The 16,098-nt window shown below is 59.0% G+C and carries 10 protein-coding genes and 2 tRNA genes; all 12 read left to right on the top strand.

Features of this window, described 5'->3' with window-relative positions:
• Window positions 1-393 precede the first annotated feature (393 nt).
• A complete protein-coding gene (locus tag LVD12_RS06160; protein ID WP_237066511.1) occupies window positions 394-1,347 on the top strand; it encodes a hypothetical protein in 954 nt (317 codons plus the stop codon).
• Complete coding sequence (locus LVD12_RS06155; RefSeq protein ID WP_237066508.1) at window positions 1,347-1,871, top strand: hypothetical protein; 525 nt, start codon at window positions 1,347-1,349, stop codon at window positions 1,869-1,871. Before LVD12_RS06160 ends, LVD12_RS06155 begins: the two co-directional genes overlap by 1 nt.
• Before the next feature lie 235 nt (window positions 1,872-2,106).
• Window positions 2,107-2,183: transfer RNA gene (locus LVD12_RS06150), tRNA-Met, on the top strand.
• A 602-nt stretch (window positions 2,184-2,785) separates the two neighbouring features.
• Window positions 2,786-2,862, top strand: a tRNA-Met gene (locus tag LVD12_RS06145).
• Between the two features lie 167 nt (window positions 2,863-3,029).
• Window positions 3,030-3,491 carry a ribosome maturation factor RimP gene (gene rimP, locus LVD12_RS06140; protein WP_237066506.1) on the top strand — a complete coding sequence of 154 codons (462 nt, stop codon included), beginning with the start codon at window positions 3,030-3,032 and terminating at the stop codon, window positions 3,489-3,491.
• Between the two features lie 58 nt (window positions 3,492-3,549).
• Entirely contained in the window at window positions 3,550-5,052 is a 1,503-nt protein-coding gene (gene nusA / locus LVD12_RS06135) for a transcription termination factor NusA (protein ID WP_237066504.1), read from the top strand.
• Window positions 5,053-5,114: 62 nt separating this feature from the next.
• On the top strand, window positions 5,115-7,862 hold the full coding sequence (gene infB, locus LVD12_RS06130; RefSeq protein ID WP_237066502.1) for a translation initiation factor IF-2: 2,748 nt from the start codon (window positions 5,115-5,117) through the stop codon (window positions 7,860-7,862).
• 76 nt (window positions 7,863-7,938) lie between these two features.
• A complete protein-coding gene (gene rbfA, locus LVD12_RS06125; protein ID WP_237066500.1) occupies window positions 7,939-8,337 on the top strand; it encodes a 30S ribosome-binding factor RbfA in 399 nt (132 codons plus the stop codon).
• 2 nt (window positions 8,338-8,339) lie between these two features.
• Window positions 8,340-9,281: a tRNA pseudouridine(55) synthase TruB gene (gene truB, locus LVD12_RS06120; RefSeq protein ID WP_237066498.1), complete on the top strand. Its 942-nt coding sequence runs from the start codon at window positions 8,340-8,342 to the stop codon at window positions 9,279-9,281.
• A gap of 366 nt (window positions 9,282-9,647) precedes the next feature.
• The gene (rpsO, locus tag LVD12_RS06115) at window positions 9,648-9,917 is read left to right on the top strand and encodes a 30S ribosomal protein S15 (RefSeq protein ID WP_237066496.1); all 270 of its coding nucleotides are present in this window, start codon (window positions 9,648-9,650) and stop codon (window positions 9,915-9,917) included.
• Between the two features lie 265 nt (window positions 9,918-10,182).
• Window positions 10,183-12,303, top strand: coding sequence for a polyribonucleotide nucleotidyltransferase (gene pnp, locus LVD12_RS06110; RefSeq protein ID WP_237066494.1), 2,121 nt, complete (start codon window positions 10,183-10,185; stop codon window positions 12,301-12,303).
• Between the two features lie 708 nt (window positions 12,304-13,011).
• Window positions 13,012-15,981: a carboxypeptidase regulatory-like domain-containing protein gene (locus tag LVD12_RS06105; RefSeq protein ID WP_237066492.1), complete on the top strand. Its 2,970-nt coding sequence runs from the start codon at window positions 13,012-13,014 to the stop codon at window positions 15,979-15,981.
• Window positions 15,982-16,098: the final 117 nt, after the last annotated feature.

The following is a 16,098-nucleotide window of genomic DNA, read 5'->3' as shown; positions in this document are numbered from 1 at the left end:
TCGGGTTGAACATTCGGAAAGCAAATTGATAGTAGTTAAACGGTGCCTCCACAACATGGCGGGGCACTGTTGGCTGATGCCGTTCTGGCGATTCTGTGATCATTTCTATTTCACAGCCATACTTTCTGCTCCCGGGCCCGCCATCCGACAATCAGGCGTAATGCGCTGTTTGTGCGCTGGGTGTTTGGGGCTACGTGACTTAACTGTATTTTTATCGGCTTCCTTTAAAATTCACTCTGGTAAGATTCCCCGAAATTAATAGCAATAAGCTTCATTTGGGGACTTTTCATGTTCAAAAAAATTCTAATTGTGGCGGCAGCTCTGCTGACTACCGCTTGCTCTCTAGCACCTTATGAAAATTTTGATTCGAAGGTGGTGCAGGGAAAGCAGTCCATGCGATTGGTTTCCCAGGTCTCGCAGGAGGAAATGGTCAAGGAGTTTGTCCCCTCCAATAGTGGCAGCTCTGCCGGGGCACAGTTTGGCCTTGTGGGGGCACTGGTAGGCTCTGCCGTCGACGCCTCAGTGAATAATTCCCGCGCCCAGGAGGCCGAGCAGATGGTGGAACCTTTCCGCAACGCGCTGCTGGATCTGGACGTGCGTTCCTTGGTTTATAACCAGCTGGCCGAAAACTCTGCGCGCATCGATTGGGTTGCCGAGATCAACCCGGTCATGGAGCAGCTGGAGTCGGGGAAAAAGCCGGAAGAATATGTCCTGGGTGCCGATGAAGACCTCGTCCTGATGGTCGACACTCACTATAGCCTCAAGCCTGGCACCGAGGTGGTTGAATTCGTTGCGGCTTACGCGCTGTATGACCGGGACGCAGTCCGCAATAGTGGCAAGTCCAAGTCCAAGCCGATCTACAGTAATACGGCTACCGTGCAGTCATACCCACACAACGGCAGCATCCGTCGCCTGACCGAGAGTGAAAAAGAGGCAGAGCGTCTGGCCCTCGAGGAGCGTTACCCGACGGGTGAAGATGTGGGCAAAAATACCAGGGCTCGCAACCAGAAGTACAAGAACAAGGCCCTGTCCAAGCTCGATAAGAAGACTCTCTCTGTGCCCGGCTATAATCCCAATGGCAGTGTCTGGCTCGCAAATGACGGCGCTCTGTTACGCCAGGAAGTCCAGGCTGCGCCGTCACTGCTGGCCAGCATGGTGATCAAGGACCTGATTGGCGAATACCCACTGCCAGAACTGGCTGAGGGTGAAAAGCGCAAGCACGCTAAGGTTCCGCAAGTGCTTGAAGAGCTCGACGATGGCATGGTCATAACCCGCCAGCCAAATGGCATGTTGTTGTCCAAGCATCGTGATGCGCCTGTCTATACCACCTTTGGCAATGTGTTCTGATGAGCAGAAATGGAGCGCTGGCTTTGTTGTTCGTGGCGCTGTCGGCGACTGCCGGCTGTGCCACGAAAGTGAGCAACACGGTGATTGGAGAGGGACCCCTGCCGCTGCTGTCTGCGGACGATGGGATCAGTGCGAAGAGCCGTGAGTGCCCGGCCACGATCTCGGTCACTGATGAGAGCGTCAAGTCGGCGCCACTCACCGATATCGGTAACCAGGTCGTTCGCTCTTTGGCATTGGAGGTGCTCCAGGGTGTGGGCCCGGAAATTACCGAAGCCCAGAGTGAAAGTGAGCTGCAGGTTGTGGTCAAGCGTGCGTACGTGCACAAGCTTGCGTCCTCAAAATCTGCCGTGGTGGTACTCTCTGTGACCAACCGGGTGTCTGCCGAGAGCACGGTCTACCGGGGCCGTTCAGTAGGTGTGAACTGGTGGGGGACCCAGCGGGAGTACCTGGAAGGGCTGAAGCTCGCCATGCAGGAAGCCCTCGGGCCGGTCGCTTATCAGCTGCAGCGCATTTGCGCGGCCTGAAACTTCCGGGTTTCGGTAGGGAAAAACCGCTGGTATTCCAGCGGTTTTTTTATGCCTCTCACCTAATGTGAGAATGTCTAAGGGGCTTCCACTGATCGGGAATTAGTGGGGGAGAAAAAATTGCGATGCGCTCTGGACTTCGGACTGCGGCATCCCTAGAATGCGCAGCCTCTTCGGTGCACGGTTATCCGGCGCCAGTCAGCGATGCTTTACCAGGGCTCGTTGGCAGAGTTGATGCGGGGTGGAGCAGCCTGGTAGCTCGTCGGGCTCATAACCCGAAGGTCGTCGGTTCAAATCCGGCCCCCGCTACCAAATTCAAGACCTGCGACTCCGTAGGCAGGGCCCGACAAGTCGGGCTCGCTCTCCACCTGAGTTGGGCGCAGCCGCTCGAAGGTCGTCGGTGTATATCCGGCCCCCGCTACCAAATTCTTCCGCCAGTGGTTCAAAGCTAGATGCCCGACGAGTCGGTCTCCCTTTTTACCTCTGGTCGGCATAGCCGGGCGAAGGTCGGCAGTTCCAATCCGGCCGCGGCTACCATATTCAGGTCCGGCCTCCTTTACCCGATTCAGTTCCTGCGGCTCCTCGGTCAGTTCAGCGAGTTGGTGGCGCGACATGCCTTGTAATCGGGTGTCAGGGGCTAGAGTGCCTGCTGAAAATGATGACTGTTAACACTAGCCGGGTTTCGCTCCCTCATATCCAGCCCTGGCGAGCGGGAGGCGCCGGCGAATACTGCGTGCGATGCGCGGGTTTGTTTCTATAATTAAGGCTGGGTCGCGGGGCTGGTGTTAAATTAAATGCCAGGCATGGCTTGACTGAATCGGACCAGCCCCCTAGAATGCGCAGCCTCTTGAGCAGTTGGGGCAACCCACTGCAGGGGAGCGAAGGCAACCAGATTTCGCTACCCAGAGAGTTGATGCGGGGTGGAGCAGCCTGGTAGCTCGTCGGGCTCATAACCCGAAGGTCGTAGGTTCAAATCCTGCCCCCGCTACCAAATTCTGCATCTGCGTACAGGCGCAGGTGCGCGTTAGAAGCCCCTGTCAGGGGCTTTTTCGTATCTGCAGGATACGGTTTCCGAATGGGCCGGAAGTAGGCGCCGCGGTTTGTCATTCGGACCGTGGTGCGGGCTTCCCAGCCCATTTTTTGTTTGTGGTGACGGAAATGACGAGCAAGCGCGAACAGCTGGAAGAACTCCTGGCGCCCGTAGTGGCCTCGCTGGGTTGTGAGCTGTGGGGGATCGAATACCAGACCCACGGTCGCAACGCGTTGCTGCGGATCTACATCGACGGCGAGGACGGCGTGACGGTGGAGGACTGCGAGAAGGTCAGCCGTCAGGTGAGTGCGGTGATGGACGTGGAAGATCCGATCACCGGCAAGTACACCCTGGAGGTGTCCTCGCCGGGAATGGACCGCCCCCTGTACCGCCTCGACCAGTACCAGCGCTTTGTCGGTCACCAGATCGAAGTGCGCCTGCGCATGCCGCTGGAGGGGCAGCGCAAGTGGCGCGGCCTGCTCGCCGGTGTGGAAGGTGAGGAAGTGGTCCTGCGCATCGACGACGAAAATGAATATCTTTTGCCCATCGACAGTATCGAGCGGGCGAACATCATTCCACAGTTCAAGTGACAGCCGGCTTAGGCGCGGTTGAAACAGCTTTAGTAGCGTTTTTGAAAGAGGCAGCTGCATGAACAAAGAGATCTTGCTGGTAGCCGAGGCGGTTTCCAACGAGAAGGGCGTTGACCGGGAAATTATTTTCCAGGCGATCGAGGCGGCTTTGGCAACAGCCACCAAGAAGCGCTACGACGAGGATTCCACCATCGAGGTGATCATCGATCGCCGCACCGGTGACTACGAGACCTTCCGCAGCTGGGAAGTCGTGGACGACGACACCCTGGCAGAGCTGGGTACCCAGTTCACCCTCGAAGAGGCGCACGAGAAGGATGCCGACCTGAAGGCCGGCGACGTCTATCGCGAGCAGGTGGAGAACGTCGAGTTCGGCCGCATTGCTGCCCAGACCGCCAAGCAGGTCATCGTGCAGAAGGTGCGTGAAGCCGAGCGCGCCAAGGTGGTCGACGAGTATCGCGATCGCGTTGGCGATCTGGTGAGCGGCACCGTCAAGAAGGTGACACGTGACTTTATCGCCGTAGACCTGGGCAACAATGCCGAGGCGCGGCTGCCTCGCGACCAGCTGGTCGGCCGTGAAATTTTCCGCATGGGTGACCGTGTGCGCGCCATTCTGCTGGAGATCCAGCCGGAGGCCCGCGGTCCGCAATTGATGCTTAGCCGCTCCTGTCCGGAGATGCTGATCGAGCTGTTCCGCATTGAAGTGCCGGAAATCGCCGAAGAAGTCATCGAGATCAAGGGCGCTGCCCGCGATCCGGGCCTGCGCGCCAAGATTGCCGTGACCACCAACGACGGTCGTATCGATCCGGTGGGTGCCTGTGTGGGTATGCGCGGTGCGCGCGTGCAGGCGGTTTCCAACGAGCTGTCCGGTGAGCGTGTCGATATCGTGCTGTGGGACGATAACCCGGCCCAGTTTGTCATCAACGCCATGGCCCCGGCGGAGATTGAGTCCATCGTTGTCGACGAGGATGCCGGCTCCATGGACGTCGCCGTGGCGGAAGAGAACCTCGCCATGGCCATCGGCCGCAGCGGCCAGAACGTGCGCCTCGCGTCCGAGCTGACTCAGTGGCAGATCAACGTGATGAGTATCGACGAGTGGCAGAGCAAGCAGGAAGCCGAGTCCAGCACCATCATGGAAACCTTTATGGAGCGCCTGGATATCGATGAAGATGTCGCTGGCGTGCTGGTGGACGAAGGCTTTACCACGCTTGAGGAAGTGGCCTACGTACCGCTGGAAGAAATGCTGGGCATCGAAGGCTTCGACGAAGAAATCGCCGAAGAACTCCGCGCCCGCGCCAAGGATGCCCTGCTGACCCAGGCGCTGGCCTCCGAGGAGCAGCTGGATGCCTCAGAACCGCAGGAAGACCTGCTGAACATGGAAGGCATGGATCGGCAGCTGGCCTACCAGCTGGCCAGCCGTGGAATCGCCTCCATGGAAGACCTCGCCGAACAGGCGGTCGATGACCTGCTGGAAATCGACGGTGTCGACCAGGAGCGTGCCGCTGCGCTGATCATGAAAGCGCGCGAGCCCTGGTTTGCAGACGATGCCGGCGAACAGGCATAAGCGCAGAGATGCGCCAATGAAATAGATAATTACCTCCGACCAAGTGACTTTTAGGAGAGAGAATGGCCGAAGTAACAGTTAGCGAACTCGCCAAATCGGTTGGTGCCACCGAGGAGCGTCTGCTCAAGCAGATGAAGGAAGCGGGTTTGCCCCATACCTCTGCAGATGCGGTGGTGTCGGATGAAGAGAAACAGGTCCTGCTCAACTTCCTGAAAAGCAGTCACGGGGAGAAGAGTGCTGCTCCGCGCAAGATCACCCTCAAGCGCAAGACCACGACCACGCTGAAAACCGGCTCTGGCACCGGCCGTAAAACCGTGAACGTGGAAGTGCGCAAGAAGCGGACTTACGTGAAGCGCCCCGATTCGGAGACCGCGGCCCCGGAGCCCACCCAGGCTGAACTGGACCGTGCGCTCGCCGAGCAGGCCGAGCTGGAGAAGGCCCGTGCCGAGCAGGCCGAGGCCGAGCGTGCTCGCGCCGAAGCCGAAGCCAGGGCCGCTCGTGAGGAAGCCGAAGCCAAGGCCGCAGCCGAGGCTGCGCAGCAGGCGGAAGAACCTGAGGCAACTGCTGCCGAGGCGCCCGCCGAAGAAAAGGCCGACGAAGCAGCTGCCCCAGAGCAGCCAGCTGCCCCCGCGCGCTCCACCTACGTCGACGACATCGAAGCCATGCGCATTGCCGCCATGGAGCGTCGCAAGAAGCAGGATGAGGAAGACGAGAAGGAGCTTCAGGAGAAGAAGGCCCGCCTCGAAGAGGAGCGCAAGCGCGCCGAAGAGGAGCGCGAAGAGAAGGCCAAGAAGGCTGCGGCAGAGAAGCCCTCCCTGCGTCGCAAGATGGAAACGATTTCCGTCGAGAAGGAAGATGACGAAGAGCCACGCAAGCGCCGTGGGCGCAAGGCACCCAAGGGTGGCCCCAAGAAGTCCAGCAAGACCGCGCTCTATGAGCAGGCGCTGGAGGCGTTTGAGGATGATGAAGCCGAAAAACGCAGTACGCGCTCCCTGTCTCGTCCTACGCTGAAAATCAAGAACACACACGGCTTCAAGAAGCCGACAGGAAAGCAGGTGTACGAAGTACAGATAGGCGAAACCATCACCGTAGGCGAACTGGCCAAGCAGCTGAACATGAAGGCTGGTGAGCTGATCAAGCGCCTGATGAAAATGGGCGAGATGGTCACCATCAACCAGAGTATCGACCGCGACACCGCCAGCCTGATCGTCGAGGAGCTGGGGCACAAAGTCGTGCTGCGCTCCGAGAACGAGCTGGAAGAGAGCCTGGTAGCTCAGGTGCAGCAGGTGAAGGGTGAGGAAGTATCCCGTGCGCCGGTGGTGACCGTGATGGGCCACGTCGACCACGGTAAGACCTCCCTGCTGGATTACATCCGCGAGACCAAGGTGGCCTCAGGTGAGGCTGGTGGTATTACCCAGCACATCGGGGCCTACCGTGTGAAAACCAGCCAGGGCGAGGTCGCCTTCCTGGATACCCCGGGTCACGCCGCGTTTACCGCCATGCGCGCCCGCGGTGCCCAGGCCACCGACGTGGTGATCCTGGTTGTTGCAGCAGACGATGGCGTGATGCCGCAGACCGAGGAAGCCATCCAGCACGCCAAGGCCGCCGGTGTACCGCTGGTCGTGGCGATCAACAAGTGCGATAAGGAAGCGGCTGACCCGGATCGTGTGAAGAACGAACTGGCCGCCAAAGAAGTGATCCCCGAGGACTGGGGCGGTGACACTCAGTTCATCGAAGTGTCTGCCCATACCGGCCAGGGCATCGATGAACTGCTGGAGGCCGTCTCCCTGCAGGCGGAAATGCTCGAGCTCAAGGCCGAAGTCGGTGTGCCGGCTCGCGGCGTGGTGATCGAAGCGCGCCTGGAAAAAGGCCGCGGCGTGGTTGCAACCCTGCTGGTCCAGAGCGGTGAGCTGAAGCGTGGCGATATCGTCCTGGCCGGTCAGAGCTACGGCCGCGTGCGGGCCATGACCAACGAGCTGGGCAAAAGCGTCAAGGAAGCTGGCCCCTCCACTCCGGTGGAGTTGCTGGGTCTGGACAGCACCCCGAATGCCGGTGACGAGTTCATGGTTGTCGCCGACGAGCGCAAGGCCCGTGAAGTGGCCGAGCAGCGCGCCGAGAAAGAGCGCCGCGAGCGTATGCAGCGCCAGCAGGCGGCCAAGCTCGAGAACATGTTTGCCGATATGGAAGCCGGTGAGCGCAAGGTACTGCCGGTGGTCATCAAGGCCGACGTGCGCGGTTCCCTGGAAGCGATCCTGTCCGCGCTGGCCGATATCGGCAACGAAGAGGTATCGGTCAATGTGGTGTCCAGTGGTGTCGGCGGTATTGCCGAGAACGACATCAACCTGGCCCTGACTTCCGGTGCCATTGTCATGGGCTTCAACACCCGTGCTGATGTCGCTGCACGCAAGCTGGCTGAGACTGAGAGTGTGGAAATCCGCTACTACAGCGTGATCTACAACCTGCTGGACGAAGTGAAGCAGGCACTGTCTGGCATGCTGGAACCGGAAGTGCGCGAGGAGATCGTCGGTATCGCCGAAGTGCGCGACGTGTTCCGCTCGCCGAAGTTCGGCGCCATTGCTGGCTGTATGGTCACCGAGGGCACCGTGTACCGCAACAAGCCGATCCGTGTTCTGCGCGACAACGTGGTGATCTACCAGGGCGAACTGGAGTCCCTGCGTCGCTTCAAGGATGACGTGCAGGAAGTCCGCAACGGCATGGAATGTGGTATTGGCGTGAAGGACTACAACGACGTCAAGCCCGGAGACCAGATTGAGGTCTACGATATCGTCAAGGTTGCCCGCGAACTCTAAACTCGGGTCAATCATCGTCGCGCTGCGGCCCCCGGCCGCGGCGCGATTGCCAACCGCCATTCGATACAGGTAACAGATGGCAAGAGAATTCCACCGCGCCGACCGTGTAGCCGACGCCATGCGCCGTGAGCTGGCTCAGCTTATCCAGATGGAAGTGCGCGACCCCCGCGTCGGCATGGTCAATGTCAACGACGTGGAAGTCAGCCGGGACCTGACTTCGGCCAAGGTGTTTGTCACCCTGGTCGGTGAAGACGATCCGGCCAAGATCAACACTTCCATGGAAGTGCTCAACCGTGCCGCGGGCTTCCTGCGCAGCCAGCTGGCCCGTGCCATCCAGATGCGCAGCGTGCCCCGTCTGCAATTCCGCTATGACGAGACATCCGTACGCGGCCAGAAACTGTCAGCCCTGATCGACAAGGCGGTCAAGGCGGATCGTTCCCACCAGTCCAGCGACGACGGCGACGACAAAGAGTAAGCATGGGCCGCAGACCGAAATGGGGCCGGCCGGTGAACGGGGTGCTGTTGCTCAACAAGCCCTCCGGCATCACTGCCAACGACGCCCTGCAGAAAGCCAAACGACTGTTTTTCGCCAACCGCGCCGGCCATACCGGGGCACTGGATCCCCTTGCCACCGGCGTGCTGCCGATCTGTTTTGGCGAGGCGACCAAGTTCTCCCAGTACCTGCTGGACGCGGACAAGCGCTACCGCAGCACCTTCTGCTTTGGCATGGCTACGGACAGCGGCGACGCCGATGGCAATGTGATCGCGACCAGCGATGCCTCTGACCTGACCGAGGACGCCGTGCTCGAGGCCATGGCGCAGTTCCGCGGCCGGATCAGCCAGGTGCCGTCCATGTACTCCGCCCTCAAGCACAAGGGCCAGCCCCTCTATAAGCTGGCGCGCCAGGGCGTCGAGGTGGAGCGTGAGGCCCGTGAGGTCGAGATCTACGAATACGAGTTGCTGAGCTTTACTCCCGGCCGCCAACCGCGGGCGGAAGTGGAGATTCACTGCACCAAGGGCACCTACGTGCGCAGCCTGGCAGAAGACCTGGGCGCCGCCCTTGGCGTCGGTGCGTATGTGGAGAAGCTGCACCGCAGCGCCGCAGGCCCCTTCGTCGAGGCAGACGCGCTGACACTGGATGAGCTGACCGCTGAGCGCGGAGAGGACCGGGCGGAAGTGCTGGACCATCACCTGCTGCCGATGGACGCCCCGGCCTCCGGGCTGCCCAAGCTGACCCTGCCGGAGGACTCCGGTTACTATGTGCGTCAGGGCCAACCGGTGATGGATTTGCAGGTCTACCGTATCGGCCAAGAAGGTGATATGGTGCGCCTCTTCCTGGAAAGTGGTGAATTTCTGGGCGTAGGAGAGATTACTGACGACGGGCGGGTCGCCCCCCGGCGTCTGGTAAGCGGCAGCTAAGCTGACCATGCGGTCAACTGATGTTGATCGAAGGGAGGTGGCACATGGATTTGCCGCCCGCCGGCAACTGCCGGCGCGAGCCCGCCCGGGGCAAGCAGATCCGCGCATCTGCGCCGCTCCGGGCAGGGCGACGATTTAAATTAGCCGGGACGGCTGCTGTCATGGATTATTGAAAAAGGCATTCCCTGCCTTTTTTCAATACGCAATTTCGGCACATGTCCGAAATTGCTCCGCGTACCTTGCACCACTGGTGTGATGCAAGGTACGTCCCGGCCGTCCTCGGCCGGGAAATAAAGCGTTAGCTGGTCTGTAAATATGCACGGGCCAGCCGAATCTTCAAAGCATATTACGACGAGGTAATTCGTTATGGCACTGTCTGCAAATGAGAAAGCAGCCATCCTGAAAGAGCACGGCCAGTCTGAAGGCGATACCGGTTCTCCGGAAGTCCAGGTAGCCCTGCTGACTGCCAACATCAACAAGCTGCAGAGCCACTTCTCTGCGCACAAGCAGGATCACCACTCCCGTCGTGGCCTGATCCGCATGGTAAACCAGCGTCGCAAGCTGCTGGACTACCTGAAGAAAAAGGATCTGAACCGTTACGCACAGCTGATCGCCAAGCTCGGCCTGCGTCGCTAAGACTCCTGAATGCCCGCCTCTGGCGGGCATTCTTCTAATTGCAGCCTGGAAAGTGATGGGCTCGCTGCCACGGATGATGGGAACAGAGGTCGGGCAGCGACCGCAGTCATCAAACCTTTCCAGCCGCATCACCGGCTTCGGCCGGTAAAGGCGCTTCGGCGTCACCCTCAGGTTCGTTGATCAAGAGAAGTACAAACGTGCCTGCGGGAATACTGTAGGGGTTGCTGGAATGGGCCAGTAACCGTGAGGAAATAGGAAAATACTAGTGAATCCAGTAAGCAAAACTTTCCAGTACGGAAATCAGCAAGTCACCATCGAGACTGGCCGTATCGCACGCCAGGCCACTGGTGCGGCGCTGGTGACCATGGGTGAAACCGTGGTGCTGTGTACCGTTGTCGGTGCCAAGGAAGCCAAGCCGGATCAGGGCTTCTTCCCGCTGTCCGTGCATTATCAGGAAAAGGCCTATGCGGCCGGCAAAATTCCCGGCGGCTTCTTCAAGCGTGAAGGCCGTCCTTCCGAAAAAGAAACCCTGACTTCCCGTCTGATCGATCGCCCGATCCGCCCGCTGTTCCCCAATGGCTTCATGAACGAAGTTCAGGTGATGATCACTGTGCTGTCCGCCGAGAAGGATGTGGATCCGGATATCGCCGGCATGATCGGCACTTCTGCGGCACTGTCCGTGTCCGGTATCCCGTTCGGTGGCCCGATCGGCGCTGCGCGCGTGGGCTACACCCAGGAAGACGGCTACCTGCTGAACCCGACTTACAGCGCGCTGAAGAACTCCGAGCTGGACATGGTCGTAGCCGGCACCAAGGACGCGGTTCTGATGGTGGAATCCGAGGCCAAGGAGCTGCCGGAAGACATCATGCTGGGCGCGGTACTGTTCGCCCACCAGGAAATGCAGGCGGTCGTTAAAGTCTGTGAAGAGCTGAAAGCCGAAGCGGGCAAGCCCACCTGGGACTGGCAGCCGGAAGCGGTCAACGAAGAGCTGAAGTCCGCCCTGGAAAGCCAGTTCGGCGCCAAAGTGGCTGAAGCCTACAAGATCACCGACAAGCAGAAGCGTACCACTCGCCTGAGCGAGCTGCGCAACGAAGCCGCTGAAGCGCTGGCTACCGAAGAAGTGGACGAAGGTACCGTCAAGAGCTACTTCGGCAAGCTGGAAAAGAAAACCGTTCGTGGCGCTGTGGTTCGTGGTGAGCCCCGTATTGATGGTCGCGACACCAAGACCGTGCGCCCGATCAGCGTAGAAGTTGGCGTGCTGCCGAAAGGCCACGGTTCCGCACTGTTTACCCGTGGTGAAACCCAGGCGCTGGTCGTTTCCACCCTCGGTGCGACCCGCGATGCGCAGATCATTGACGCCCTGGAAGGTGAGCGCAAAGACTACTTCATGCTGCACTACAACTTCCCTCCCTACTCTGTGGGTGAGGCGGGTCGTGTCGGCGCTACCGGTCGTCGTGAGATCGGCCACGGCCGTCTGGCGCGTCGCGGTATTGCCGCTGTACTGCCGGATCCGGAGAGCTTCCCGTACACCCTGCGTGTGGTTTCCGAGATCACTGAATCCAACGGTTCCAGCTCCATGGCTTCCGTCTGTGGTTCCAGCCTGGCGCTGATGGATGCCGGTGTGCCGCTGAAGGCGCCGGTTGCCGGTATCGCCATGGGCCTGGTGAAGGAAGAGGACGGATACGCGGTCCTGACCGATATCCTGGGTGACGAAGATCACCTCGGCGACATGGACTTCAAAGTAGCGGGTACCGCCTCCGGTGTGACCGCGCTGCAGATGGATATCAAGATCGAGGGTATTACCGAAGAGATCATGGAAACTGCGCTGGAGCAGGCTCTGCACGCGCGCTTGCATATCCTCGCAGAGATGAACAAGGTCATCGGTGAGTCCCGCGCAACCGTGAACGAGAACGCCCCGCGCTACGCTACCCTGAAGATCCACCCGGACAAGATCCGCGACGTGATCGGCAAGGGCGGTGCGACCATCCGTTCCATTACTGAAGAAACCGGTGCGTCCATCGATATCGAGGACGACGGCACTGTGAAGGTCTTCGGTGAGGACGGTGAGAGCCTGGAAGCGGCGGTAACCCGCATCGAGGAGATCACTGCGGAAGCCGAGATCGGTGCCATCTACGAGGGTACCGTCGTGCGTATCGTCGACTTCGGTGCATTCGTGAACTTCCTGCCGGGCAAAGACGGTCTGGTGCATATCTCCCAGATCGCTGAAGAGCGGGTCAACGCGGTGACCGATTACCTGAGCGAAGGCCAGAAGGTGTTCGTGAAGGTACTGGACGTCGACCAGCGTGGCCGCATCAAGCTGTCCATCAAGGAAGCGAAAGCGGATCAGGCCGAGCAGGCGGAAGAGAAGTCCTCCGGCGAGGAGTAACTTCCCCGACCCGATCCAGGAGTGCGACGAAATTCGCCGCGCTTCGAAAAAACCCGGCATTGCCGGGTTTTTTTATATCCGGGGATGGTTACTGTGAGGGTGGCGGGGATACCATCGTCCGGGTTGGCCTCATGTAGCCAGGCGGTGATCAGGGATTTATTCCGTGTGCACTGAGATGGCGCGTAATTCCTGTCGTCTAACGCGCAATGCACCGGCTTAATGCGGATGGAAAATGGGCGTATTGGTTGGTATGTGATCAACATGCATGCATTTCAACCGCGGAATTATTCCTGAGAGGCCTGAATGGCGCGAATATCTCGCGCAAAAATCCTCGGGATAAGGCGACAAATCGTTACAAAGCTTGTCCGGAAATAACCTTTTGGTTGTTTTCTGTTCAGCTGCTCCTGACATTTATGTATTTCGGTGATATTTTTTTGAAATTTTTATGATCTAGCTCTCGCCGCGCGGGAATTTTTTTCGCACAATGCTGGCGAGGAATAAGATATTCCTTATAAAAATAATCCAGCACATAAAGTATTTTGCTTGTGGTGACAGAGCCTGAGAGAGGGGTACAGGCTCGACAATGGGGTCGGGAACCCATGTCAGTACAGGCGACTACAGCCATCGACGCTAGCTGGGCCAAGTATTGGGGGCGAGAGGTATTCGCTCCAGCAGGATAAATACAAAAACTGTCTGGGAGACTTTCTCATGTTCCAACAAAAGAAACTGAGCAAATCAGTCGCCGGCGTGGGCTCGCTCACCCGTGCTGCTGTCGTTGCCGCAGGTACACTCTTCTCCGCCACCGTAATGGCACAGCAGGTCGGCACTATTGAGGGCCAGGTATTCCTCGATAAAGGTGTCGAAGGCGCCGGCGTAACCGTAAAGGCTACCAGTAAGGTGATGCCGCGGTCCCGTACCGCAACCACTGATGCTGACGGTGAATTCAAACTGCCGGCTCTCATTCCGGGTCTCTACAACCTGACATTCACTGCTGATGATGGCACTACCCGCACTGTACAGGCAGAGGTACTGCTGGATCAGATGACTGTGGTGGATGTGAACCTGTCACCAGAGGTGCAGGGTGAGCTCGAGCAGGTGGTGGTAACTGGTCAGGTGATTACCGTGGGTGGTAACTCCTCTCTGTCCGATGCCATCGGCGCAGACGTCATCAAAGGACTGCCGATCGGTCAGGACTACCGTGACCTGATCAAGCTGGCCCCCGGTGTCCAGTACACCCAGAACTCCGTGCGTGGCCCCAGTGCCGGTGGTAGTGGTCAGGACAACGTCTACAAGTTTGACGGTGTAAACGTAACCCTGCCGATGTTCGGTACTCTCTCCGCCGAACCGTCCAGCCAGGACGTTGAGCAGTTCTCCGTAGAGCGTGGCGGTTCCCGTGCGGTTGGCTTCAACCGTTCTGGTGGTATCACCGTCAACTCCAAGAGTAAGGCCGGCACCAACGAATATACCGGTAGTGTCGAGTACAAGTTCCAGAACAAGGGAATGCGTGGCGAGACCGAGGCGGGCACTCGTTCCCAGCTGGACCAGAGCTGGATGACTGCCAACATGGGTGGTCCGATCATCGAGGACCAGCTGTTCTTCTATGGCTCGTATTACGGTCCCCGTGCTGAGCAGCAGAGCAAGGAAACCGCTTACGGTCCGGCCAAGGACTATGTGAGCGAGCGCGACGAGTACTACGGCAAGCTGACCTGGGCTCCGATCGACGAAGTGCTGCTCAACGTTGGCTACCGCACATCCGAGCGAGTGGGCGAGGGTGCTTCTGTTTCTTATAACGAGGCAGATTCCGTCTCCGTAGGCTCTGAATCCGGGCAGGATATCCTGACCGTGGATGGCTCCTGGCTGATCAACGACGACACCACGTTCACCTTCCAGCTCAGCGATTACGCCCTGGAAACTGCGAGCCTGCCGGACAACATGCTGGGTGTAACCCCCGCTTACGGACAGTCTCTGGACCTGGCCAACCTGGACCAGATGGGCTACTTCAATGTGCCCAATACCCGCACCGATGATCAGGCCTGGAACGATTTCGTACAGCCGTTCATCGATCAGTATGGCTACGTGAATGACGCGGGCGAGCGTATCGGCAGTGGTGGTGTTGGTGCCTACTCTCTGGTCAACGTCCAGAACTTCTACCGCACCAGCTTCGAGATGGCACTGGACCACACCCTGGAGTGGGGCTCAACCACCCACGAGTTCCACATCGGTTACCAGTGGTCCGAGGGTGAAGAAGATCTGGCGCGCCTGTCCAATGGCTGGGGCTCCATCAGCGTGATCAACGGCGCTGAAGATGCCAACGCCCCGGACAATGCCTGGTTTATCGGCCGCACCGAACAGATGAGCCTGATTTCCGAAGACGGTACCCGTGTACCTTCGATTCGTTCCTACACCGAGACGCAGAACTTCGAGATCAATGACTCCATCAGCTGGGGCGACTTCGTCTTTGATGTGGGCTTCCTGATCAGCCAGGACACCCTGTATGGTCAGGGTCTGCGTGAAGCCGATACCCTGTCGGGCTACGTAGAGGCGCCGGGCAACAAGTACGAAATGTACAAGGTGGACTGGAAGGATATGATCCAGCCGCGTCTCGGCGTTAGCTGGGCATACAACGGCCAGGACACTGTGTTTGCCAACTTTGCCCAGTACAACCCGGCCGCCAGCTCCCTGGCCCGTGCAGCGTCCTGGGATCGCAACAGCCGTGCGACACTGGACGTCTACTGGGACCAGAATGGCAACTTCATCAGCTCTGAGCCCCGTGAAGGCTCCTCCGGTAAGCTGTTTGCCGATGACCTGGATCCGCGTCGTGTAGACGAACTCACCCTGGGTACGACTAAAGAGTTCGACAATGGCATCAGCCTGCGCTCTCACGTCCGCTACCGCGAGGGCTCCCACTTCTGGGAGGACACCTGGAACTGGTCGCGCGAATACGGTTGTTACGGCCCGGACCTGGATCAGTGTGTACCGGATGATATCGCGGCCAAGGGTCCCTATATCGATAACCTGTCCGAAATGCTGGATCAGATCGGTAGCGGTTCCACTTACGTGATCGCCGAGCTGGATGATGCCTACACCAAGTACTGGGAGTTCAGCATGGAGGCTTCCTGGGAAGGTGAGCGCACCTACCTGAACGCGTCCTACACGCGCAGCCGTTACTCCGGTAACTTCGACCAGGACAACACCACTTACACCAATGACGCCAACACCTTTATTGGTTCCTCTTACGTGGCGGATGGTAAAGGTCGTCAGATCTGGGATAACAAGGAAGGTACACTGGCCGGTGACAAGCCGCACCTGCTGAAGATGTTCGGCCGTTACACCCTGGACTGGAATGCCAACGTTGGTGCCTACCTGGTGTATCAGTCTGGTCAGCCCTGGGAAACCTGGGATGGATCCATCTACGGTTATTCCTCCGGAACCAACCGTTACGCCGAGAAAGCGGGCAGCCGTCGCAGCCCGAGCCACTGGCAGATGGACCTGAGCTACACCCAGAACTGGAATGTTTACCAGGACTACACGCTGAAGTTCCGTGCGGATCTGTTCAACCTGTTTGACAACCAGACTGGTTTCAACATCCAGCCGTACGCGGTTGCCGCTGACTACGGTGAGCCGCGCAGCTACTACGCACCGCGCCGTGTTCAGCTGTCTGTCGGTATGGACTTCTGATGGCCCTCGCCCCTCTATCAGGGGGGCGACTCTTGATTGGCGGATGCTAAATCTGCCTCCCAACAGAATGCCCCGGACCTCCGGGGCATTTCTTTTTTTGGTCTCCTCAAACCCGTA

This window comes from Microbulbifer guangxiensis (assembly GCF_021729075.1).
In the GTDB taxonomy this organism is placed as follows: domain Bacteria; phylum Pseudomonadota; class Gammaproteobacteria; order Pseudomonadales; family Cellvibrionaceae; genus Microbulbifer; species Microbulbifer guangxiensis.
This window is presented reverse-complemented; position numbering and strand designations above follow the sequence as displayed.